Origin of the sequence: Gallibacterium trehalosifermentans, from assembly GCF_042433055.1 — a bacterium.
GTDB classification, from domain to species: domain Bacteria; phylum Pseudomonadota; class Gammaproteobacteria; order Enterobacterales; family Pasteurellaceae; genus Gallibacterium; species Gallibacterium trehalosifermentans.
Map to the genome: position 1 here is coordinate 1 of NZ_JBHLWB010000004.1, position 23,412 is coordinate 23,412.

The following is a 23,412-nucleotide window of genomic DNA, read 5'->3' on the forward strand; positions in this document are numbered from 1 at the left end:
ACCGAGAGTAGTCCATTGCTTGCAATTGGCACTAGTAGGAATCCCCGTCCTTTAGGGCGGGGAGGATGTCAAACTGTGGGCGAGCAGCAACTCCCAACGGTATCAGGCTTCAATACTTTAATTCATGAATTGGGGCATAGCTTGGGTATGAAGCATCCTTTTGCTAGCGGGCAGCGCAATCCTACGGTGGCAGAGCCAAGCGAACAATTTACCGATACCAGTATTATGAATTATAACTCAAGAACGGTGGTAAATGTGCCGACAGGGGATAGCGACGGTTCGTATTATCAATTTAATGATTCAAAAACGCAGTTAAGTCTGTTTGATATTGCCTATATGACCTATTTTTATGGCGTAAACCAAGCGTATCATGCGGATAATAATACCTATCGTTTTGCAGCGTTTAATCCACAGTCTAGTGAGGCAAACAATGGTGCTGAATATGGCGTGTTGATTGTTGATGGCAATGGGCGAGATGTGATTGATGCGACGGATCAAACGGCAAGTGTGCATATCGATTTAACCCCAGGTAGCTGGAATTATGTCAATCAAAAAAACGATACGATTGCTTACCAACCAGCGGATAATCCAGAGAATGCAACACCACAAGCAGGACAATTATTCATTAGCTACAATAGTATTATTGAAGATGCGAAAGGTGGCACAGGAAACGACACCTTGATTGGTAATGATGGGGCAAACTATTTATATGGCTATGATGGTGATGACACTATTATTGGCGGCGCAGGCAACGATCAATTAGATGGCGGGCGCGGTGCGGATACGTTAACAGGTGGCACTGGCGCAGACCAATTTATCTTTGCGAGTCCGATTGACGGTAAAACGGATACGATTGTTGATTTTAATGCCGCTGAGGGGGATAAGATTGTGTTAGATAGCCGCTTCTTTAAAGCGTTAACGCGCGGCACTTTAGCGCAATCACACTTCCATTCAGGCACCGCGCCAGCCGATGCAGATGATTTCTTAATTTATGATAAAGCGAGCGGTAAGTTGCAATATGACGAAGATGGCACGGGGAATAAAATTGCTGTAACGATTGCGACGTTGCAAAATCATGCGGATTTGCTTCATGCTAATATTGAGGTTGTTTAGAGAATAGCGTTAGGTTTCGCCCTAAAGGACGAAACCTAAATCTCTATAAACCAAAATTTAAATTACCCCTTTACCCCTGTGATCCGACACCACTCTTCCCTTTCCGCAACAACATCTAAGGTAAATTGGCTTGCATAAGCCGCAGATACCGTTTCACTTTGTGTTGCTAAAATACCAGATAAACCTAAATGCCCTTGTGGAATCACCAGTGTAGAGATGATCGGTGCTAATTCTTTTAACGGACCAGCAAGGATATTGGCTACCACCACATCAGCTTGCAGATCTTGCGGCATATCGGCAGAAAGATATAGTTGCAAACGATCTTCCACATTATTACGTTTGGCATTTTCACGGCTGGCTTGAATCGCTTGTGGATCAATATCAATACCAATCGCTTGTTTTGCACCAAGTTTTAGCGCAGCAATTGCTAAAATGCCTGAGCCACAACCGAAATCGATCACCGTTTTACCACTAAGATCAAGTGAATCTAGCCATTCTAGGCAAAGTGCAGTGGTTGGGTGAGTACCTGTGCCAAACGCTAAACCTGGATCAAGCATTACATTCACTGCCGTTGGATCGGGAATTTTATGCCAACTAGGACAGATCCATAACCGTTGACCAAATTTAAGTGGGTGGAAATTTTTTATCCATTCTCTTTCCCAATCTTTGTCTTCAATTTGTTCAATTTTATATGCAGTTTCCACTGTCATCGCTTGTGCGGCAAACAGCGCTTGCACAATCGCCTGCATATCCGTTTCGGCATCAAACAACGCCATCACATCGGTATTTCCCCACAAGCGCGTTTCCCCTGGGAGCGGCTCAAAAATCGGCGTATCCTTACTATCCATAAAGGTAACAGAGACTGCGCCTAATTCCTCCAACAACTCACTTAATTGTTCTGCTTGTTCGTTTGTACTATTTATTCTAATTTGTAGCCACGCCATACTTATCCTTACTTTGTTTTTCACCAAATTTGTTTGCAATTAAAAATGCGACTAACCCAAAAACGAGCGATGGCACAATCGCGTGTAAGCCAAATGGTTTCAAGGCTGCAGTGGTAAAAGCAATATAACTCCCCAACCCTGTTACCATTGATGCAATCGCCCCGTAGGCATTCGCTTTATCCCAGTAAAGACCGAGAATGATAACCCATAAAAACGCCGCTTCCAAACCACCAAAAGCAAATAAATTTAACCAAATAATCATATCAGGTGGATTTAACGCCGCTAACACCAGCAAACCACTGAACAGCAAGGTAATCAGCGAAGAAAAACGACTAATTTTCTTTTGGTTTTTCGCGCTTTCTGGTTTCGCGGAAAGATAGAGATCTTTCACAAAAATAGATGAGGATTGAATCAGTTGCGCATCAATCGTTGACATAATTGCCGACATCGGTGCGGCTAAGAAAATGCCTGCAACAATCGGCGGCAACACTTGCACCATTAACGCTGGAATCACTTGATCTGGAATGGTGAGATCAGGAATGATGACACGCCCTAACGCCCCTGCAAGGTGCATACCAAGCATAATAATACTTAATACAATCGTGCCAATAATCATACCTCGATGTAATGCCTTACTATCTTTGTAAGACATACAACGCACGGCGGTATGTGGCAAGCCAATCACCCCAAAACAGACGAGAATCCAAAATGACGCCATAAAAGAGAAGCTTAGCATCTCATTCGGACCATATGGCGAAACCAGCGCAGGATCAATTTCACTCAGCTTGGTTACGGCAGATTCTACCCCGCCAGCCGCATAAATCACGCCGCCGAGTAAAATCATAGTACCGATAATCATCACGGTGCCTTGAATCGCATCAGTAAGCACCACTGCGCGGAAGCCGCCGATAAAGGTGTAAAGTCCTACGGTAACGGCAAAAATCAATAATGCTTGTGTGTAATTTAACCCGATGGTGGTTTCTAATAATCTTGCACCGCCGATAAATTGCACGGTCATTGCGGCAAAAAAGGCAAAGAGTAACGAAATACAAGAGATCCAGACTAAATATTTGTTTTTATAGCGATAAAGAAGTAAATCATTAATGGTTAATGCGTTTGTTTCTCGTGATAACATCGCAAATTTTTTCCCTAATGTCCCTAAGGCTAACCACACCACAGGCACTTGGATCATAGCGAGCAACACCCAACCCAATCCAAATTTATAGGCGGCACCTGGTCCACCAACAAAAGAACTGGCGCTGGCATAGGTTGCTGCGGTGGTCATCGCAAGGACAAACCCCGTCATTGAACGATTCCCGACATAATATTCAGTTAAAAAATCACCTTTTTGACGTTTGCTATACGCATAAAACGCCGCTCCAAAAATAAAAGCTAGATAGATAACTAATGGAAAAATCACGCCTAAGTTCATTATAATTTCTCCTTATCATCTTGTTTTTCTAAGGAAATCTCTTGGAAGAAGATACGGATTGTCCAGTACCCCACCACAATAAAAAGCATTGGTAAATAGATACAAGCCAATTCAAACCAAAGTGGAAAACCGAGAGGACCGTGAGTATCTGCTGGTAAGTAAGCACATAAGCACCAACCGAACACATAAAGAACGGCTAAAATAAGTGTGATTTTGGCTTCCTTTGTCGCTTGTTTATATCGTTGTTGCTTTGACACAAATACCTCCTGAGTTAACCATTTAATTACAAAGAAGAAAAAGGCTTGATTTTTATCAAGCCTTAACAATCTTATAACAATTTACAGTTATTTCAATTTATTATGAATAAACGCCAGTAATTGCTGTTTTTCAACCATTTGTTTTTCGCCTGTGCGACGTGATTTGTATTCAATCTCGCCTTTTTCCAGATTTTTCTCACCAATCACAATCATATGCGGAATACCAATCAACTCCATATCTGCAAACATTACTCCTGGGCGTTCTTTGCGATCATCAAACAACACATCTATACCTTGTTGTTGTAAGGCTTGATAAAGTTCTTCTGCATATTGTTGTACCTCAGGTGATTTGTGCATATTCATCGGCACAATCGCAACTTGGAATGGTGCTAAAGCATCACTCCAAATAATACCTCGTTCATCGTGGCTTTGCTCAATCGCAGCAGCAACCACACGCGTTACCCCAATACCATAGCACCCCATCATCATAATTTGCGGTTTGCCATCTTCCCCTTGTACGGTCGCTTTCATTGCGTCTGAATATTTGGTGCCAAGTTGGAAAATATGTCCAACCTCGATCCCGCGTTTGATTTGCAGCGTCCCTTTTCCGCAAGGGCTAGGATCTCCCTCTACAACATTACGCAGATCCTCCACTTCTGGCATTGGTAAATCACGCACCCAGTTAATGCCAAAATAATGTTTCCCATCAATATTTGCGCCTGCAGCGAAATCACTCATATTAGCAACGGTACGATCGATGATGATTTCTAATGGTAAATTAATCGGACCTAAAGACCCCGGACCTGCACCAACAGCTGCTTTAATTTCTTCTTCTGTTGCGAATGTTAATGGACTAGCCACTTGTGCTAATTTTTCTGCTTTCACTTCATTTAATTCATGATCACCACGCACTAATAACGCTACTAACTTACCTTTTTCAACACCATGTACAATCAACGTTTTCACTGTCTTTTCAACAGGTAAACTAAATTGTTCCACTAATGCAGCGATCGTTTTCGCATTTGGCGTATCTACAATACGCAGTTCTTCAGTCGCTGCTGTTCTTTCACCTAATGGCAACGCTTCGGCTAATTCAATATTAGCAGCATAATCAGATTCAGTAGAGAAAACAATATCATCTTCTCCGCTTGCAGCTAATACTTGGAACTCGTGTGAAGCACTACCACCAATCGATCCTGTATCAGCTTGTACTGGACGGAAATCCAAACCTAAACGGTTAAAAATATTGCAGTACGTTTGATGCATCACATCATAGGTTTCTTGCAAGCTCTCTCTGGTTAAGTGGAATGAGTAAGCATCTTTCATAATAAATTCACGCGAACGCATAACACCAAAACGAGGGCGCACTTCATCACGGAATTTGGTTTGAATTTGATACAGATTGAGTGGTAATTGTTTATAAGACGAGAGTTCACGGCGTGCTAAATCGGTGATCACCTCTTCATGGGTTGGACCTAACACAAACGGACGATCGCCACGATCATTCAAACGTAGTAATTCTGGACCATATTGATCCCAGCGTTGCGATTCTTGCCACAGATCAGCAGGTTGAACAACAGGCATAATCACTTCAATAGCGCCACTTTTGTTCATCTCTTCACGCACAATCTGTTCGACTTTTTTCAAGACACGCATCCCCGTTGGCAGCCATGTATATAATCCCGCAGCCAGTTTGCGGATCATACCTGCTCGTAACATTAATTGATGACTCACCACTTCTGCATCGGCAGGGGTTTCTTTAAGGGTAGAAAGTAAATATTGACTTGTACGCATAATAAAATTCCATCATAAAACAAAAAAATTGCCCGTATTCTAGCATTAGCCCCTAGTTGGTGAAATACAGAAATGAAATTTATTCTATGCGGTGGAAATAAAATGTGCGACGAGATGAGCAAACCACGCCGCTAAACGAGCAAATAACGTGCTAAGGCAGTCGCCATAATGCCAATGGTTACCGTAGGGAGAAAGGAAAAACGCATTGCCGCAAGTAGCGTAATAATTAAGCCCAGCCAATCTGCTGGTTGGTCGCTAGTAAATTCAGGCGCAATAATAGAAATTAAGACACACGCTGGGACTTGAGCCAATAAGTTACGTGTCATAGGAGAGGGGTGTTTGTTTTGCAAAAGAAAAAAGCCGAGTAAACGGGTTGAATAGGTTACGGCAGCCATAACGAAAATGGTTAAAATTTCCCAGCTCATTTGCTTTTCTCCAACCACCAAATCACTGCCAAACCGCTCAGCGTGCCGAATGGCACATACCAAGCCCCTTCAATAAATTTATAAGAAAGTGCTGCAACCACTAAACTGACTACCCACGCTATCGCAGCTCGCCCACCATTCCACATACCTTTCAGTAACACTAAAAACACAGCGACAAACGCCATATCTAAACCATAAATCCGAATATCTCCAATAATTGGACCTAACCATGCGCCAACAGCACTCGATGCAATCCAAGTGATATACAGTGATAACGCCACACTAAAATAGTAGCTTAGGTTTAACTGCTGTAAAGCGTGTTTTTTATGGTGATTAAGTGCTAATGCCCAAGATTCATCGCACATAAAAAAGAGAACGATTAATGCCTTAGATAACGGTAAGCCTTTAAGATAAGGCGCTAATGTCGCACTCATCAAAATATGGCGACAATTCACTAATAGCGTGGTTAATGCAATTAATAATAAAGGAGGCGGAGAAGTCCATAAGCTTATCGCCGCAAATTCCGAACCACCTGCAAAATTGATCCCCGTCATTAATGGCACTTGCCATAAAGTCATCTGTTGGGCAGTAGCTTGCGCCCCTAAAACTAAACCGAAAGGAATTAGTCCAATCAGCACTGGCAGCGTATCTTGTATGGCTTGCGTCATCGGACGGTGCGTGCTTGGTATATATATTGTTGGCATAGTAGTGTGATACTGTTGAATATTTGACCAATAAAAAAGGAGTTACTATAGCGAGAATTTAAAAAAATGCCACTATTGTAAATAAAAAATATGTTTTATTACATTTGTTGACAAAAGGCTATGGGGGGGGGGAAAATAACCAATGGATTATAGTCGAAGTTTGACTATAGTTTGGTGTGGTATTGCAATAATGTTTTACATTTCAATGTGAGAATATAAAGATGAATAAAATACAAAAAATAATAACCCTACCAAAGTTGTTATTCGTGTGTTTGCTATTTGTGGGGAACCTTGCAGCGCAATTCTTGCCTATTGCAACCGTAAGTACGGCGCTTTTCCTTGCTTCTAACCATGTGTATGCACAGGGACCAGGTGGGGAAGAGGGAGAGGACGAGGAAGATGACGAGCCAGCTGCTGAGGGAGAAAGTCAACCTGCTCCTCCAGCTGCTCCAGCAGAGCCAGAATCTCCAACTCCTCCAACTGCTCCAGCAGCAGGCGGAGAAGCAGAAGAGGATAATCTTCCTGCAGATGCACCAGCAACTGATGGTGATAGTGGCAGTGATGGAGCTGAAGAAACCCCTACACCTGAGGCTTCAACTGGAGACAATGGTGGTACTGGTAGTAGCGACACTACAGCAGGAGATGGCGCTAATGGAACGCCAACTGTAACTACTCCAGCAGTAGAAGGAACAGCAGGTCAACCAGCAGCACCTGATGCACCAACAACTACTGCAGATCCTGCTGCACCTTCAACACCAGCAGCACCAAGCAACGTGATTGTAGGTCATAATACCGAAAGCCAATGGGCAAGCGTATTGGCCGCAGACCCAACTGTGCCACAAACCACCACCGATACGCAACAACGCGTGTATGACGCCCCTGTTGCAGCGTATACATTAATGCCACGCATTGGCATGGAATTAGGTTACAGCACCCTAGGCACCTTACACGAAAGACGCGGCGAAAACCAAATCCTCTCATGGGAACGTTGCGATACCTGTAGTGATGAAGAACAAGTGGACGGACAAACTTGGGTGAAAGTATGGGGCAAAACCTTTAGTCTAGATGGCAAAAAACGCCTCGACTTTGCAACCAAAATGTACGGCATCAAAGTCGGACACGATTTCAGCATCAAAAAAGATGACAAAGGTGGACATTCCTTAACAGGGTTATATTTAGCCTATAGCCGCGCGAACAGCAAATTCTACGACCAATACTACGCCGTACAAAACAGCGCAGGTCAGTATATATTGCAATCCAACAAATACACAGGCAAAGGACGTTCAGAATTATACGCCTTAGGCTTAACCCACACCCGTTATCACGTGAATGGCGGCTACCTTGATTTAGTCGGACAACTCCACTGGTTAAGAGGTTACTCTGTTGATAACCAAGGAGAAAAAACCAACAAACAACGCGGAAAAGGGTTTGCGCTGTCAGCGGAAGTGGGTAAACCGATTGAGTTAAAAGAACTCAACGAAAGACAAAGTGCATGGTTTATCGAGCCACAAGCACAATTAATCTACCAATATATGTCATTCAACCGCTTTGCTGACGCATACAGAAGCGTGGCGCCAGAATCAATAACAGGCTTACGCGGACGTTTAGGGGTACGTTTAGCCCATAATCGCTTAAAAGACGATAAAACCCGTACGTTATATGCAGTGGCGAATATTTGGCATAATTTCAACGCAAATCACTCAGTAAGAATTGGCACCGAGAGAGTAGGCGAAAAATACGCTAACACATGGGGCGAAGTGGGCGTTGGCTTACAACGCGCATTAGGCAAACAAACCTACTTATACGGTGATGTACGTTATGAGTTCAGCTTCAAAAACCACGCTTATGAAGCCTACCGCGGCACGATTGGTATCAAATATACTTGGAAATAAACCTCTAAAGTAACGATATAAGTAAAGGCGATGTGAGACATCGCCTTTTTTATTTTGCCTTAGAGGGTGTTTTTGGTTGTTTAAATAGAATTTTTTTGTAGGGATTTAAACAAAATAGCAGGCTAGGTTACGTTAGTAATAAACACCAATTTTAAAATACAACACGTGTTAAATGTTCCCCCCCCCCTCCCCTTGTGTCTTGCCCGAGTGCAGGAAAGATTTTTAGGCAAAAAACGTCTAATTTTTCGCAGAAAAATATCAGTTTTTTGCCGCCCGAAAAATCTTGACGGAATGAGGAAGTAGCAAGGCACTAGGGCGTAATTTTTTGCCTACTTTTTTGTACGAGCAAAAAAGTAGGTCGTCTTTAGGCGAAACCTAAATTGTTATAAAACCTAAATACCAATTTAAACAAAAAAATTTTTATTTGAGAAAAAAGGCGCTTGTCTTTAACCAAAACCTAAATCTATCAATAATCTAAAAATTTACTTATAACCCTACTAACAAACAAACTGAGATTTAAGGAAGAATTGTATAAAAATCCCAAATGGATCCCCTTGTGTCTTGCCCGAGTGCAGGAAAGATTTTTAGGCAAAAAACGTCTAATTTTTCGCAGAAAAATATCAGTTTTTTGCCGCCCGAAAAATCTTGACGGAATGAGGAAACAGCAAGGCACTAGGGCGTAATTTTTTGCCTACTTTTTTGTACGAGCAAAAAAGTAGGTCGCCCTTTAGGGCGAAACCCAAATATCAATTTGAACAAAAAAGCAACTCGCCTTTAGGCGAAACCTAATATCTACATAAAGGTGATGTAAGAATAGAGCACCTTTTATTTTTTCCGCAAAATATCTCGGCTAAGATAAATTTTATCCCCCACTTTGACCGCATTTCTGCTAAACCAACCCTGATTGACTTCTAAGGCATAACGCATTGGCGCAGTTGGACAGATAAGACGTGTATCGAGCGGTTGCATATCCAGAATATCGGTGATCTTGCCTTGTTTGTTGATATAGGCAATGGATAAAGGCAGATAAGTATTTTTCATCCAAAAACAGCGTTTTCTTTCCGTTTTATAGATAAATAACATACCGTCATTTTCGGATAAATAGGGGCGAAACATTAAACCCAAGATGCGGTTTTTGGGGGTATTGGCAATCTCAATGTGAAGGATTGTGTTTTTGATTGGCAAGGTTGCTGTAGGCATCGGTGGATTGGTGAGCGCATCAATGAGTGATGGCACGGCAAATACGGTTGGGATATGAAGTGATAAGCATAGTGCCAGTAATAACGAGCGGTAAGACATCTGTTTATCCTGCGTAAATCTTGAATGAAAATTAAGGTTGATTATAACGTTCGTTGATCCTGAAGTCTTTTACTAATTTTTTGCTAATTTTTCCCTTTTATATTACGCAGCGCTGTGAAACAAAAGGAGACAAATTTTTTCCAGCATTTAACTCTAGATAAATTATAAAGGTAAACAAATGACTAAATTTACTTCAAGATTATTTGTACTCTCTTCAGTGGCATTATTGTCGTTAGGTTCAGCGTCATCTGTGTTGGCAGGTAAACATGCAGAACCATTGGAAAAACAACAGTATTTAGAACAAGCTGTTGCCGTGAGTAAAATTACGTTAGTGCAAGCGATTGAGATTGCACAACAAAAAGCAGAGGGAACGGTTTTAGAAGCTGAGTTCCACCCACGAAGAGAACATCACCCTGTTTATGACATCGAAATTTTAACCAAAGAGAAGCAGATTAAAGAAGTTCGCATTGATGCGGTAACGTCGGAAATCTTGCGCAATGATGTGAAAGAACGGAAACCACATCACCATAAAAAGCATAAAGATTAATATTATTACTCAATTATTCTCCATAACTTATAAACATTAAATAATTACCCCACTCTTTTACAGTAGCCGTTGTGGCTACTGTTTTTTTATCTGTCAAGATCCATTCCTTTGTTGCTATATTTCCGCTATCATCTAGGATTTTTGTAGTAACACATAAAAATAAAGGAAGTTGTATGAATTTACGTGAGGCAATTAGTCGTAGTCCAATGAGTCCTTATCAATGGGGCATTGTGATTATTGCAGCCATTATGAATTTATTAGATGGATTTGATGTGTTGGCGCTGGCTTTTACGGCAACGGCAATTCGTCAAGAGTTTGGCTTAAGTGGCGTAGAGTTAGGAACGCTGTTAAGTGCGGGATTATTTGGTATGACGGCTGGATCCCTCTTTTTAGCACCGTTTGCTGATAAAATCGGGCGGCGTCCTTTATTGATTATTGCCGTGTTACTCTCAGCGGTTGGTATGTTTGGCTCTGCCTTTTCGGATAGTCAATTTTGGCTTGGTGTATGGCGAGTGATCACTGGGCTGGGTGTGGGTGGTATTTTGGTGGGTACCAATGTATTGACGAGTGAATATTCCTCTCGCCGTTGGCGCAGCTTGGCGATCAGTATTTATGCCGCTGGTTTTGGCGTTGGCGCAGTTTTGGGCGGAATCTTTTCCGTGATGTTACAAGCAGAATATGGCTGGCGTTCGGTCTTTTTGGTTGGCGCTATTTTAACGGCAGTCTGTTTGGTGGTGATTATCTTTTGGTTGCCTGAATCCATTGAGTTTTTATTGGTGAAACAACCTAAAAATGCGTTAGCAAAATTAAATCGTATTACGATGAAAATGGGATTGGGTGATCAATGGCAGTTACCTAATAAAGTGGAAACCTCTGCGGTTGTGCCGCGTATTTCGTTCTCGCGTTTATTGGATCACAGTTATCGTCGCTCGACGTTATTATTATGGACGGCATTTTTTGCCATTATGTTTAGTTTTTATTTTATTAGTTCGTGGACGCCAGCCTTATTGAAAGAAGCAGGAATGACGGTTGAACAAAGCGTAAGTATTGGCATGATGATTTCATTAGGAGGCACGGCGGGTGCCTTACTTTATGGCTTTATTGCGACATATTGGCGCGCAAAATCGGTTTTGCTCTTTTTTACCGTTGCCGCTGCATTTGCCGTCGTTTTATTTATTTTATCGAGTGCTGTGCTGTGGCTAGCGATGCTATTAGCGATTTTGGTTGGCGCATTGATTAATGGTTGTATTAGTGGACTTTATACCTTAAACCCAAGCGTTTATGCAGCAGATATTCGTAGCACTGGCGTGGGAACAGCGATTGGGGTGGGGCGTATTGGTGCTATTCTCGCGCCAACGATTGCAGGTATTTTATTAGATCAAGGTTGGGATAAGCAGAGCTTGTATATTGGTGTGGCAGCTGTGTTATTAATTTCTACGCTAGCTTTGTTTTATTTGAAGAGCCATCAAGAGAGTTAATTTCATATTGAGAATATTTGGTTTTTTCTTAAATTTATGAATTTTATCAAATAGTTATTGCTTTATATAATTTAGCTTGGGGCAGAACCTCAAGCTAAATTTCATTAAAAAGTAGCAAATTCTAGTAATAAAGCGGTAAACGCGATACGTGATTTAGGCTATTCGTGGTGATGAAATAATGCTTATTTTACAAATATTTATCTAACACTTGAGCAATACCATCATCATTGTGGTTTAAGGTAACTAATTTCGCCTGTTGTTTCACTTCTTCTTCTGCATTTCCCATTGCTACCCCTAAACCTACTGCGGTTAGCATACTGGTATCATTATGATTATCGCCAAACGCGATCACCTGTTCTGGGGCAATATTCCATGAGGCTAAAAGTTCTAATAGGCGCCCCCCTTTGCTATTGCCAACATTGGCAATATCCACGCGATTAACCCAAGACCATTCACAGCTAAATTGATCCTCGGGTAATTCATTCACAACTTTTGTCATCACGTCCCGACTCGGCGCACTAATCACACATTTCCAAATGGTATCGCCACTAGTAATAAAATGATATAAATCAGGTACTTGTTGTACATTTGGGCGTACTTCGCTTGGGCAACTTTCAACCCATGCTTTAAATTTTTCCATATGTGGGTTAAAGGTTTGGAAGTTCATGGCATCACGTGAGTACAATAAAACATGAGAACCATAGTGATAAGCGAGATCAAGGATTTTCTTCGCTTTTTCTGCGCTTAATGGGTTGGCGGTTAATACGTTATCTGTTTCCATTTGGTATACATAGGTACCATTGCAACAGACAACAGGGGTATCTAAACCTAACTCGTAATAATAAGGTTTGACGGCAGTATGGTGTCGTCCTGTTACTAACACTACTTTTACCCCTTTTTCTTTTGCGCGCTGAATCGCAGCGAGACTACTTGGTAAAATTTTTCCCTCATGGTTCAATAAGGTGCCGTCTAAATCAAAAGCAATAACTTGGTAATTCATTTTCTTCCCCTAAAATAAAAAAACAGGCGAGTTGCCTGTTTTATCTGTGTTAATTTATAGTAAACCTGCAATCTGCAACGCTTCCATTACTTTTGGTTGGGCTGCCTCGCTTAGTGTCGTCAGCGGTAAGCGTAATGTCGGCTCATCAATTAATCCTAATTTATAACACGCCCATTTCACTGGAATTGGATTAGATTCGACAAAGAGATCGTGATGCAATGCCATTAAACGTTGATTAATTTTTTCTGCTTCAGCAAAATTGCCCTCAAGAGCTAATTTACATACTTTTGCCATATCAGCCGCTGCAACATTGTTAGTAACGGAAATAACGCCTTCTCCCCCTGCTTTCATGGAGTCTAAGAAAGTGGCATCATCACCACTTAACACAATAAAATCTTCGCCTGCTAATTGTTTGATTTTTTGCACACGACTAACATCGCCTGTTGCTTCTTTAATCCCAATAATATTTGGAATTTCAGCTAAGCGACCAACGGTTTCTGGCAACAGATCGCTCCCTGTACGCCCCGGCACGTTATAAAGAATTTGTGGTAAATCTGTACATTCGGCAATGGTTTTAAAATGGAGATACATTCCTTGTTGGGTTGGTTTGTTGTAATAAGGGACAACGGTCAAACAACCTGCAATGCCACTACCATTTAATAATTTTGTCATGGTTACTGCTTCGCTAGTAGCATTTGCACCCGCACCAGCAATAACGGGGATGCGTCCATCGGCAAATTCGACCGTTTTTAAAATAGTTTTAATATTTTCTTCGATACTTAATGTTGCTGCTTCACCGCTTGTTCCTACTGAAACAATCGCGCTCGTACCAGCATCGATATGGTAGTTAACTAATTTTTTGAGTTGTCCATAATTGACTTCGCCTGCGCTATCCATCGGGGTAACTAGGGCTACAATACTGCCTGAAAATAAAGGTTGTGATGACATAACTACTCCTGATATTTTTTCTTCTATATTTCGCAATTTTGCTCATACAGTTTAAATCGAAACAATGTTTTCTAGCTTGCCAAAAATACCTTACATTGCAAGCAATTTTTTTATTTTTCGCTATAATTCTTGTGAAAAATGCTCGCAAAAAAGGAGAAAAGATGAAAACGTTGGAAATTGGTGATAAAGCACCTGAATTTTGTTTAGTTGATCAACATAATCAATCGGTCGCATTGGAGAATTTTCGTGGGCAAAAAGTCCTTGTTTATTTTTATCCTAAAGCGTTAACACCTGGTTGTACGACTCAAGCGTGCGCTATTCGTGATAGTCAAGCTGAATGGCAAGCGTTGAATGTTAACGTTTTAGGGATTAGTCCTGATCAACCAAGTAAATTAGCGCAATTTGCACAGAAAAAAGAGCTTAATTTCACTTTACTTTCTGATCCAGATCATCAAGTAGCTGACGCGTTTGGTGTTTGGGGCGAAAAGAAATTTATGGGAAGAACGTTTGATGGTATTCATCGCATTAGCTTTTTAATTGATGAGCAGGGCGTAATTGAAAAGGTTTTTGCTAAGTTTAAAACAGGTGAACACCATCAAGTGGTTTTAGATTATTTGAAAAACAATGCTTAATTAATAGTAAATAGTAAAAAAGGCTAATTCATGCAAAAAATTAAGCCTTTTTATTATTTGATTATTTATGCCGTTCTTTCAGTTTTTCGATTACATCTGCCCACGCTAAGTTGGCATCTTGCAATAACACGGTTAAGTGGTAAGCCAAGTCTGCCGCTTCGCAAATCGTTTCTTCACGATCTTTTACGGTGGCTGCCAGTGCGGTTTCCACACCTTCTTCGCCCACTTTTTGTGCGATGCGTTTTGTGCCACGTGAGTAAAGGTGTGCGGTGTAAGAGCTGTCAGGATCTGCCCCTTTACGGCTGGCGATCAACCGTTCTAGCTTGCTAAAGAAGATCCAATCTGGCTCATCTTGCTTTTCAAACTGATGAAAACAGCTTTCCGCCCCTGTGTGGCAAGTTTCGCCAACAGGTTTCGCCAAAATTAATAAGGTGTCGTTATCACAATCAAGGCTCATATCGACCACATTCAAAAAATTGCCCGACGTTTCGCCCTTTGTCCATAACCGCTGTTTGGTGCGAGAAAAAAACGTTACGCGTTTTTCTGCCTGCGTTTTTGCTAACGCTTCTGGGTTCATATAACCTAACATCAACACTTCGCAAGTGTCCACATTTTGAACGATAACTGGTAATAAATTATCGACTTTTTGCCAGTTGATTGTTTCAATCATTTGTTTTTCTAACATAATCACTACCTAACATCTCACTGCAATATTTGCATCTTTTAAATACTGTTTTAATTCACCAATATTGATGATCTGTTTATGAAACACACTTGCAGCTAATGCACCATCGACGTTGGCCTCTATAAAAGCATCACGGAAATGCACCATCTCACCTGCGCCACCTGAGGCAATCAGTGGTACTTGGCAAACTGCACGCACTTTGTTCAGTTGAACTAAATCATAGCCGTTACGCACGCCATCTTGGTTCATCATATTCAGCACAATTTCCCCTGCACCACGTTTTTGCACCTCTTGCACCCAATCGACTGTTTGCCACTGGGTTTGGCGTGTGCGTTTTTCATCGCCTGTGTATTGATTAACCCAATATTTGCCGGTTTCCTGCTCAAACCAACTGTCCACACCGACTACAATCGCTTGCACACCAAAGCGATCTGCTAGTTGATTAATCAGATCAGGGTTAGCAAGAGCGGGCGAATTGATCGAAATTTTATCTGCCCCAAAGGCGAAAATTTGCTCGGCATCGGCAATGGTTTTAATTCCGCCCGCAACGCAAAATGGAATATCGATCACCTGTGCGACACGCTCTACCCAGCTTTTATCGACCGTGCGACCGTCTGATGAGGCGGTTATATCGTAAAACACCAGCTCATCTGCCCCTTCTTCGGCATAACGCTGAGCCAGTGGCACAATATCGCCAATGATTTCGTGATTGCGAAACTGCACGCCCTTAACCACCTGCCCATCACGCACATCTAAACAAGGAATTATCCGTTTTGCCAGCATTTTATCGCCTCCTCCACATTAAATTTACCCTCTAATAACGCACGCCCAACAATCACGCCAGCAACCCCTGTGCCTTTTAAGGCTTCAATGTCGGCTAATGTCCCAATGCCGCCTGAAGATTGAAATTGCACTTGAGGGAAGTTGGCACAAATTTCACGATACAGTGCCACATTTGAGCCTTGCAGTGTGCCATCTCGTGAAATATCGGTACATAAAACGTGCTGTAAGCCGACTTGTTGAAAGTCGTCAATCACCGCTTCAAGGGTTAAATCGCTGGTTTCTTGCCAGCCGTGAATGGCGATTTGCTTGCTCCCCTGTGGGCTGATGTGAATATCTAACGCCAACACAAATTTCTCCGCCCCATATTTCTCAAACCAGCGTTTGACCATATCAGCTTGTTTGACCGCCGTTGAACCCACCACAACACGATTAGCCCCAACTGCCAATAAATCCGCCACATCTTGCTCCGTGCGGATACCGCCGCCAACTTGAATTTGGCTTTGTGTCGCTTCAATAATCTGCCCAATTAACGCTGTTTGGCGTTTTGCTGGATCTTTCGCTCCTGTTAAATCGACCAAATGCAACTGCTTCGCCCCTTGAGCGATATAGCTGGCAAATTGTTCAATCGGGTTGTCGTTATAAGTCGTTTGTTTGGCATAATCGCCTTGGTGCAACCGCACCACCTGCCCGTTTATCAAATCAAGAGCAGGGATAATTTGTGATTTCATTATTATTCCTTATGTTAAATCTGTTCCACAAAATTACGCAATAACTGCGAGCCGACTTGCCCTGAACGCTCTGGGTGGAACTGCACGCCATAGAAATTATCGCACTTTAGGGCAGCTGAAAATGGCACGCCATAATCACAAGTGGCAATTGTATTGGCATTTGGCAACACAGCATAACTATGCACAAAATAGAAATGGCTATTGACCGCAATCTCAGCAAAGAGCGGTTCATTTTCAGCAAATTTTACCTGATTCCAACCCATATGGGGTAACGGCAAGCCTTGAGCTGGCAAGGTTTCGGTTTTCCCTTGCATTAAGCCTAAGGTGCTGACGTTGCCTTCGGTTGAAAATTCGGTCATCAACTGCATTCCCAAGCAGATCCCCAGCACAGGCTGTTTGAGCTGTTGAATGGTGGCGATCAGCTGGCGTTCAGCTAAATTGTGCATTGCCGCTTTCGCCGTGCCAACACCGGGTAAAATCAGCTTATCCGCTTGGGTAATTTCGTTTAAATCACGGCTAATGTTGGCGTGATAACCCAATCGGTCAAAGGCAAATTTCACCGAAGAAAGATTGGCACAGCCCGTGTCGATGATGATAATGTTTGGCATTTTATTCCTTCTTATTTGTGTTTTTTTCTAATTCTTCTCTTATGATGTAAGCTTTTTCTTTTGCATCAGTTTAGTTTACTTGAAATATCTTGTTCTAACTTCTATATAAATTTTTTAAGATTTGTTCCTCCTTAGTAACTTAATAAATTCTTTCTGGATAGTTTCTCTCTGTTTAAGATTTTTCTGTCAAATTTTTAATGAAGCCTTACGATTAGCTTCTAGTTATTCACTCTATACTTTGTATCCTTTTGACGAATTACATCTATCATAAGGAGGAACTAAATTGTTGCATCAGTAAACCTGTAAGCATAAACAGATGATAAACCAGCTTTTAGGTTTAAGGGAAATTTATTTTTTCTAGAAAAAAGCCCCTTTATTTAGGGGCTAGTATTTTAAAAAGTAAATTTATAAAGAGTTATATTATTGATTAGGTTCTTCAGGGTAACCTGCTTGAATGAGTAGTAGATTCAATAATTTTAGTCGTTCCTCTTTTTCAGATTTGCTGAGTAGCGATTCATGTTTCAGATAAAATGCGCCGATAAGCTTCCAATAGAGATCGAGGCTTTCTATTAGGATCATATCTTTTAATTCAACAAAGATCTTTTCAGGACCTCGTTTTTTAAACTCTTTTACATTTTTTACCCCAATTTTAGCTAACAATCTTTCATGTTTAATACTTAAATTAGGTAAATCTCTAATCTGATTTTTTCTTTTCTTAATTAATTTTTGTTTTTCTTGTTTTACCTGTTCAATAGATAAATTAAGATATAAGCGAAATTCATCATCATTATTTATAATTTCGTCTGGTAAATAAAAATATTGATTAGATGGTGTAGTATACGGATTTGGTATCGCTCCTTTTTGTAATAACAGTTTGGCTAGAGCTCCAGTCGCTCTAATATAGAAAAAGTGTTTCTGATAAATACCAAACATACAATTATTTTTGAACAGACCATACCCATAAAATAAACTTTTTGCCGTAACGGAACCGATTAGTTGTTCTAATTTTTCGCGAATAACGGCAGTGTTGATTTCAGTTTGAGTAAATTTTTGCATAAAAAATCTCCTTAAATTGATAATAAACACATGGTAATATCATTACTTACAAATGCACTATAACAGTAGAGTATTAATTGACAAAAATATTTTGTAATAAAAATGTTAAAAGTGTGATATAAATCGACAAATGGAAATGATTTTTAATAAAATTAGATTATATTTTAAGCATTTTGGGTGATTTTTTATGCAAGGTGAGTTAAAAACTTTGTATAAATTTTTCAGAAATATAGACGGAAAAAATTACTTTTTGCTGGCTTACTAATTTATAGCAGAGAATAGATAGGGATTTTATATCAATTTATTAGCTAAGCTTAACAACTGATTTAGTTCAGATGAAATGTAACAATGATTTGAAATGGTGGGTCGTGAAGGATTCGAACCTTCGACCAACGGATTAAAAGTCCGCTGCTCTACCGACTGAGCTAACGACCCAGAGATGTGAGTTAATATGTGGTGGGTCATGAAGGGATCGAACCTTCGACCGACGGATTAAGAGTCCGCTGCTCTACCAACTGAGCTAATAACCCACTTAAATTTGATTAAATGTTAAGTGGTGGGTCGTGAAGGATTCGAACCTTCGACCAACGGATTAAAAGTCCGCTGCTCTACCGACTGAGCTAACGACCCTAATAGGGTAAAATATGGATTAAATGGTGGGTCGTGAAGGATTCGAACCTTCGACCAACGGATTAAAAGTCCGCTGCTCTACCGACTGAGCTAACGACCCATGTCTTACCATATTGCAACGGGTGCTTATAATACTGATTTTCGGGAACTAATCAATAAAAATTTTTATATTTTTTGCTGTTTGATTTAATCAAAAACACTTTGCTTGAAAAATAGGCATAAATTTAGGCGAATAGTGTGGAATTTTATCAAGATGATAATATTTTTTACTATTCTTCATTAATATCAGCAAAATTAGCTTGAGTAAGTTGTGCTAAATCTTGTGGTTGCAATTCAATATCAATTCCTCGTTTTCCACCTGAAATAAAAATTGTTTGAAACTGTTGAGCGGTAATGGAAATAATTGTTGGTAAATGTTTTTTTTGTCCTAATGGGCTAATTCCGCCAACAAGATAACCAGTAGCTTTTTCTGCGAGATGTTTATCTGCAAGTTCGACCTTTTTTACGCCTAAGGCTTTAGCTGCTTTTTTTAAATTTAAACTAAACGCAACAGGTACTACCATTACTGCCAGTTGTTTATCATCACCATTTGCAGTAACCAGTAGTGTTTTATAAGTTTGTAATGGAGAGAGATTTAATTTTTCTACTGCTTCTTTACCAAAATTGGTGTTATTAGGATCATGATTATATTGATGAACTTGAAAAGATATTTTTTGTTTCTTTAACAGGTTGATTGCTGGTGTCATGGAAAACATTCCCGTCGTAAAAATTAATTTGATAAAATAACGAGTCGAAGAGTAGCACGGAGAACAAAATGAGTTCAAATATAAATATTATTATTGCAGCAGATTTTTCCTTAGCAGAAAAATTAGTTGCTGTTTTGGAGCAGAGTCAATTTGTTTCAGCGAAAGTTGCCATTATTGAAGCAGAGAAATTTTCTGAAGAACAGACAATTCGTTTTAAGGGTAAATATGTTGAGCAATTAAATTTTACAGATGTAGATTGGCGAGGATATGATTATTTATTATTTGCAGGTAACTTAGAGCAAGTTACTCATTTAGCGGCCGCTGCAGAAGCAGGGTGTATTGCGATTGATATGCTTGGTATTTGTGCCTATTTAAGTGATATTCCTGCGATAGTGCCAACAGTAAATAATGAAAGAGTAGCCGATATTAGACAGCGTAATATTGCCTCTTTGCCAAACCCAATAATTTCACAATTAGCATTAGCATTAAAACCTTTATTGCAGCAGTATCAAGTTACTCAATTATCAGTAACTTCCTTGTTGCCAATGTCCTATTTTGGTGAAGATAAGATTCGGGAATTGGTTGGTCAAACTGCTCAGTTATTAAATGGGATACCATTAAATGATGAACAGCAGCGTCTAGCATTTGATGTGGTACCTGTATGTGATCAAGGGGATCTTAATAAACAGCGTATTTTGTTAGCAAAAGTATTACCTGAATTTACAGGGCAGTTTATTACTCATCAATTACAAGTGCCTGTTTTTTACGGGTTTGCACAACAAATTACCTTGTCAGGTTACGATTTAGAACAATTAGATAAGAATAATTTGTGGCAACAAAGTAAGTTATTACAAATTCATTCAGAAAAATTATTGACGCCTGTAACTAACGGGGAGATGGAAAGTGATACAGAACAATTACCACAATTACATCTTCATTCAATGTTTAGTGAAGAGGGGCAATTAAGCTTATGGGCGGTAAGCGATGAGCGTGGTTTTGCTCGAGCAAGATTAGCCATTGAGCTATTACAAATAATTGATGAATGGCAGGGCTAATGTTTATGTTAAGTAATAAGGGGCTGTTTATAGCCCCTTAATTGTAATGGATCTTTAGAAAAGTTCTTTCATTTCACCTTTGCTGTCTATGATTTGATTACCTTGTTCAGGGACAAAGTATTGGGTAGGTTCTGTACCTTCAATAAAATATTCTAATCTGCCACCAGAATCTGAAAGTAAACCGTTTTCCATTGAAATACGTTTTTGGATAACGCCATCAGGTATTGGATCATTTCTCACAGGTAGTGATTTTAGTGCGTTACTCATATAATCAATCCATGCAGGCATAGCTGATTTACCACCAGACTCACCTCGCCCAAGATCAAGTTTATTATCGTCAAATCCGATATACACCGATGTAACTAAATCTCCACCATAACCAACATACCAAGCAACTTTAGAATTATTTGTTGTCCCTGTTTTTCCGCCAATGTCAGTCCGTGCAATCGCTTTACCACGCCAGCTTGTACCTGTCCAATTACCGCCTGGTTCACCATAAATACCAGAATTCAACGCACTACGCATTAAGAAAGCAATTTTACCGCTGATAACACGTGGTGCATATTGAGGTTCTATGGATTGTTGAGGATCATTAGTGTTATGACTAAGTAGACTTGGTGCATTTTCTAGTTGAATATTGTTTGTATTGAGTTCGGGTACATCTGGAACCGCTTCAGTATTGTCTTCATCGCCAGAAGTATTGGCTGAAAGCGGAGTATCAAGAATAGCCCCCTCTGTTGCTGAATTGTCAATTTTTAATGAGAGAAAATCGGCAGGGGTTATATCGCCGTAAATGACAGGAATTTGTTTATCACTACATTGAAAACAAGCAACTTTTGGTTTTGCAGTAAAAATTTCATTACCAGTATTATCTTTAATAGATTGGATTATATAAGGATCAATAAGAAATCCGCCATTATCAATTACTGCATAACCTCTAGCCATTTCTAATGGCGTAAAAGAAGCAGCTCCTAAAGCTAAGGCTTCAGTTGCGGCATATTGATTTTTTTGGAAGCCAAAGCGTTGCAAATAATCAGCAATATAGTCAATGCCAACCATATTGACGGCACGTACCATCATCACGTTTTTTGATAGCCCCAACCCGACACGTAAGCGTAAAGGACCATTAAATACATTAGGTGAGTTTTTAGGTTGCCACGGAGTTTGTCCTGCTTTGCGGAGTGTTATTGGCGCATCATTTAAAATTGTTGCGAGCGTTAAACCTTTATTTAATGCTGCTGTATAAATAAAAGGTTTAATTGAAGAGCCAACCTGAACCATAGATTGCGTTGCACGATTAAATTTACTGTGTGCAAAACTAAAGCCACCAACCATTGCTTTAATTGCACCATTGGTGCTATCTAATGAAACCATACCAGAATTAGCAAGTGGAATTTGGCGTAATCCCCATTGCTGTTTATTATCCTGTATTAGCCAAATCATATCGCCTTTATGCAATATTTTATTAATGTTTCCAGCCCATTTAACTGCATTCTGGTTTAAAGTAATTATTTCACCATTCGCCAGCATTGCTTGTGCTTGGTTGTTTTTCATTTCTAGAATTGCAGCAGGTTGTAATGGTTTACTATCAGGCTGTTTGTTTAAGAAAGCGATAATGCGATCTTTGTCCCAAGCGATTTCATCTGCTTTCCATAATGTTGCATTTTTACGATAACCATGACGCATATCATAAGCAATCAGATTATTTCTTAATGCCTTTTGTGCATTTAACTGATCAGTAGAATTGATGGTAGTAAATACTTGATAGCCTTTTGTATACGCTTGTTCTTCACCATATAGCTTGACCATTTCTTGACGAACAGCTTCAACAACATAATCTGCTTGCAGATCTAATTTTGAACCATGATAGCTCGCAATGATGGGTTCTTGTAGTGCCTGCTGATATTGGGCTTCGGTAATATATTTTTCAATTAACATTCTACTAAGCACAATATTACGCCGTTCGGTTGCTCGTTTTAATGAATAAATTGGATTCATTGTAGAGGGAGCTTTCGGTAAACCAGCCAAGACAGCAATTTCACTTAGTGTTAACTGATCAAGCGTTTTGCCAAAATAAGTTTGTGCTGCTGCTGCAACACCATAGGCACGATAACCAAGGTAAATTTTATTGAGGTAAAGGGCTAAAATTTCATCTTTGCTTAAATTATTTTCAATTTCGATTGCGAGAACGATCTCTTTTAACTTACGTATTAATTTTTTTTCAGGCGTTAAAAAGAAATTACGTGCAACTTGTTGTGTAATAGTACTCGCACCTTGAGAAGCGCCACCAGAGGTAATGGCAACTTTTACTGCCCGAGCAATACCAATCGGATCAATGCCATAATGTTCATAAAAACGGCTATCTTCAGTGGCAATCACTGCATTGATCATCTGTTGAGGGATTTGTGTTAATGGAACAGGAATACGACGTTGTTCACCAATTTCACCAATTAACTTACCATCTGCGGTAAAAACTTGCATAGGTTGTTGTAATTCAACAGTTTTTAATTCATTAACATTAGGTAATTGAGATTTGATGTGAAAGTAAAATATTCCACCAGCTACACACCCAAGAATAAACAACGTGAAAATAGAACTAAATATTAATTTTACGATCTTCATCGAAAAAAATTCTCTCTATAAAAATAAAGCTACT

The 23,412-nt window shown here is 40.1% G+C and carries 22 protein-coding genes and 4 tRNA genes; 6 read left to right on the plus strand and 20 right to left on the minus strand.

Annotated elements, in window-relative coordinates:
- Nucleotides 1-75: 75 nt before the first annotated feature.
- On the plus strand, nt 76-1,113 hold the full coding sequence (locus ACFFHK_RS04435; RefSeq protein WP_382369959.1) for a M10 family metallopeptidase C-terminal domain-containing protein: 1,038 nt from the start codon (nt 76-78) through the stop codon (nt 1,111-1,113).
- A 62-nt stretch (nt 1,114-1,175) separates the two neighbouring features.
- Here the strand turns inward: ACFFHK_RS04435 and prmA are convergent, their stop codons facing one another.
- From prmA to ACFFHK_RS04465, 6 genes are all read right to left on the minus strand, one after another.
- Complete coding sequence (gene prmA, locus ACFFHK_RS04440) at nt 1,176-2,057, minus strand: 50S ribosomal protein L11 methyltransferase (protein WP_382369961.1); 882 nt, start codon at nt 2,055-2,057, stop codon at nt 1,176-1,178.
- A complete protein-coding gene (gene panF, locus ACFFHK_RS04445; protein WP_382369963.1) occupies nt 2,038-3,489 on the minus strand; it encodes a sodium/pantothenate symporter in 1,452 nt (483 codons plus the stop codon). The genes prmA and panF overlap by 20 nt, the downstream gene beginning before the upstream one ends.
- Nucleotides 3,489-3,746, minus strand: coding sequence for a YhdT family protein (locus tag ACFFHK_RS04450; RefSeq protein ID WP_382369965.1), 258 nt, complete (start codon nt 3,744-3,746; stop codon nt 3,489-3,491). Before ACFFHK_RS04450 ends, panF begins: the two co-directional genes overlap by 1 nt.
- 87 nt (nt 3,747-3,833) lie before the next feature.
- Nucleotides 3,834-5,540: a proline--tRNA ligase gene (gene proS, locus ACFFHK_RS04455; protein ID WP_382369967.1), complete on the minus strand. Its 1,707-nt coding sequence runs from the start codon at nt 5,538-5,540 to the stop codon at nt 3,834-3,836.
- A 131-nt stretch (nt 5,541-5,671) separates the two neighbouring features.
- Nucleotides 5,672-5,965, minus strand: coding sequence for a branched-chain amino acid transport AzlD family protein (locus ACFFHK_RS04460; protein WP_382369969.1), 294 nt, complete (start codon nt 5,963-5,965; stop codon nt 5,672-5,674).
- Entirely contained in the window at nt 5,962-6,669 is a 708-nt protein-coding gene (locus tag ACFFHK_RS04465) for an AzlC family ABC transporter permease (RefSeq protein ID WP_382369971.1), read from the minus strand. Before ACFFHK_RS04465 ends, ACFFHK_RS04460 begins: the two co-directional genes overlap by 4 nt.
- 221 nt (nt 6,670-6,890) lie before the next feature.
- Here ACFFHK_RS04465 and ACFFHK_RS04470 point away from each other — a divergent pair, with 221 nt between their 5' ends.
- The gene (locus ACFFHK_RS04470) at nt 6,891-8,561 is read left to right on the plus strand and encodes an autotransporter family protein (protein WP_382369973.1); all 1,671 of its coding nucleotides are present in this window, start codon (nt 6,891-6,893) and stop codon (nt 8,559-8,561) included.
- Between the two features lie 825 nt (nt 8,562-9,386).
- Here ACFFHK_RS04470 and ACFFHK_RS04475 read toward each other — a convergent pair.
- Nucleotides 9,387-9,860: a DUF192 domain-containing protein gene (locus tag ACFFHK_RS04475; RefSeq protein WP_382369975.1), complete on the minus strand. Its 474-nt coding sequence runs from the start codon at nt 9,858-9,860 to the stop codon at nt 9,387-9,389.
- Nucleotides 9,861-10,038: 178 nt separating this feature from the next.
- Between ACFFHK_RS04475 and ACFFHK_RS04480 the strand changes: the two genes are divergently transcribed.
- Nucleotides 10,039-10,407 (plus strand): PepSY domain-containing protein, encoded by a 369-nt coding sequence (locus ACFFHK_RS04480; RefSeq protein ID WP_382369977.1) that lies wholly within the window; start codon nt 10,039-10,041, stop codon nt 10,405-10,407.
- A gap of 173 nt (nt 10,408-10,580) precedes the next feature.
- A complete protein-coding gene (locus ACFFHK_RS04485; RefSeq protein ID WP_382369979.1) occupies nt 10,581-11,885 on the plus strand; it encodes an MFS transporter in 1,305 nt (434 codons plus the stop codon).
- Nucleotides 11,886-12,072: 187 nt separating this feature from the next.
- Here ACFFHK_RS04485 and ACFFHK_RS04490 read toward each other — a convergent pair whose 3' ends face one another.
- Entirely contained in the window at nt 12,073-12,885 is an 813-nt protein-coding gene (locus ACFFHK_RS04490) for a pyridoxal phosphatase (protein ID WP_382369981.1), read from the minus strand.
- Nucleotides 12,886-12,939: 54 nt separating this feature from the next.
- Nucleotides 12,940-13,833 carry a 4-hydroxy-tetrahydrodipicolinate synthase gene (gene dapA, locus ACFFHK_RS04495; RefSeq protein ID WP_382369983.1) on the minus strand — a complete coding sequence of 298 codons (894 nt, stop codon included), beginning with the start codon at nt 13,831-13,833 and terminating at the stop codon, nt 12,940-12,942.
- A gap of 161 nt (nt 13,834-13,994) precedes the next feature.
- Here dapA and bcp point away from each other — a divergent pair, with 161 nt between their 5' ends.
- A complete protein-coding gene (gene bcp / locus ACFFHK_RS04500; protein ID WP_382369985.1) occupies nt 13,995-14,465 on the plus strand; it encodes a thioredoxin-dependent thiol peroxidase in 471 nt (156 codons plus the stop codon).
- A 61-nt stretch (nt 14,466-14,526) separates the two neighbouring features.
- On the opposite strand, the gene hisIE is transcribed toward bcp, so the two are convergent.
- The 10 genes from hisIE to ybaK all read right to left on the minus strand — a co-directional run bounded on the left by hisIE (nt 14,527) and on the right by ybaK (nt 19,701).
- Complete coding sequence (gene hisIE / locus ACFFHK_RS04505; RefSeq protein WP_382370382.1) at nt 14,527-15,135, minus strand: bifunctional phosphoribosyl-AMP cyclohydrolase/phosphoribosyl-ATP diphosphatase HisIE; 609 nt, start codon at nt 15,133-15,135, stop codon at nt 14,527-14,529.
- Nucleotides 15,136-15,159: 24 nt separating this feature from the next.
- Nucleotides 15,160-15,933 (minus strand): imidazole glycerol phosphate synthase subunit HisF, encoded by a 774-nt coding sequence (gene hisF / locus ACFFHK_RS04510; RefSeq protein WP_382369987.1) that lies wholly within the window; start codon nt 15,931-15,933, stop codon nt 15,160-15,162.
- Entirely contained in the window at nt 15,915-16,661 is a 747-nt protein-coding gene (hisA, locus tag ACFFHK_RS04515) for a 1-(5-phosphoribosyl)-5-[(5-phosphoribosylamino)methylideneamino]imidazole-4-carboxamide isomerase (protein WP_382369989.1), read from the minus strand. The genes hisF and hisA overlap by 19 nt, the downstream gene beginning before the upstream one ends.
- Before the next feature lie 14 nt (nt 16,662-16,675).
- Nucleotides 16,676-17,269, minus strand: coding sequence for an imidazole glycerol phosphate synthase subunit HisH (gene hisH, locus ACFFHK_RS04520; RefSeq protein ID WP_382369991.1), 594 nt, complete (start codon nt 17,267-17,269; stop codon nt 16,676-16,678).
- 420 nt (nt 17,270-17,689) lie between these two features.
- Nucleotides 17,690-18,325 (minus strand): TfoX/Sxy family DNA transformation protein, encoded by a 636-nt coding sequence (locus ACFFHK_RS04525; protein WP_382369993.1) that lies wholly within the window; start codon nt 18,323-18,325, stop codon nt 17,690-17,692.
- A gap of 359 nt (nt 18,326-18,684) precedes the next feature.
- Nucleotides 18,685-18,760 (minus strand) — tRNA-Lys (locus ACFFHK_RS04530).
- Nucleotides 18,761-18,779: 19 nt separating this feature from the next.
- Nucleotides 18,780-18,855, minus strand: a tRNA-Lys gene (locus ACFFHK_RS04535).
- A 24-nt stretch (nt 18,856-18,879) separates the two neighbouring features.
- A tRNA-Lys gene (locus ACFFHK_RS04540) sits at nt 18,880-18,955 on the minus strand.
- A 24-nt stretch (nt 18,956-18,979) separates the two neighbouring features.
- A tRNA-Lys gene (locus tag ACFFHK_RS04545) sits at nt 18,980-19,055 on the minus strand.
- Between the two features lie 169 nt (nt 19,056-19,224).
- Nucleotides 19,225-19,701, minus strand: coding sequence for a Cys-tRNA(Pro)/Cys-tRNA(Cys) deacylase YbaK (ybaK, locus tag ACFFHK_RS04550; RefSeq protein ID WP_382369995.1), 477 nt, complete (start codon nt 19,699-19,701; stop codon nt 19,225-19,227).
- A 68-nt stretch (nt 19,702-19,769) separates the two neighbouring features.
- Between ybaK and ACFFHK_RS04555 the strand changes: the two genes are divergently transcribed.
- Nucleotides 19,770-20,756 (plus strand): Asd/ArgC dimerization domain-containing protein, encoded by a 987-nt coding sequence (locus ACFFHK_RS04555; protein WP_382369997.1) that lies wholly within the window; start codon nt 19,770-19,772, stop codon nt 20,754-20,756.
- Between the two features lie 54 nt (nt 20,757-20,810).
- Here ACFFHK_RS04555 and ACFFHK_RS04560 read toward each other — a convergent pair whose 3' ends face one another.
- Entirely contained in the window at nt 20,811-23,378 is a 2,568-nt protein-coding gene (locus tag ACFFHK_RS04560) for a penicillin-binding protein 1A (protein ID WP_382369999.1), read from the minus strand.
- Between the last annotated feature and the right edge of the window lie 34 nt (nt 23,379-23,412).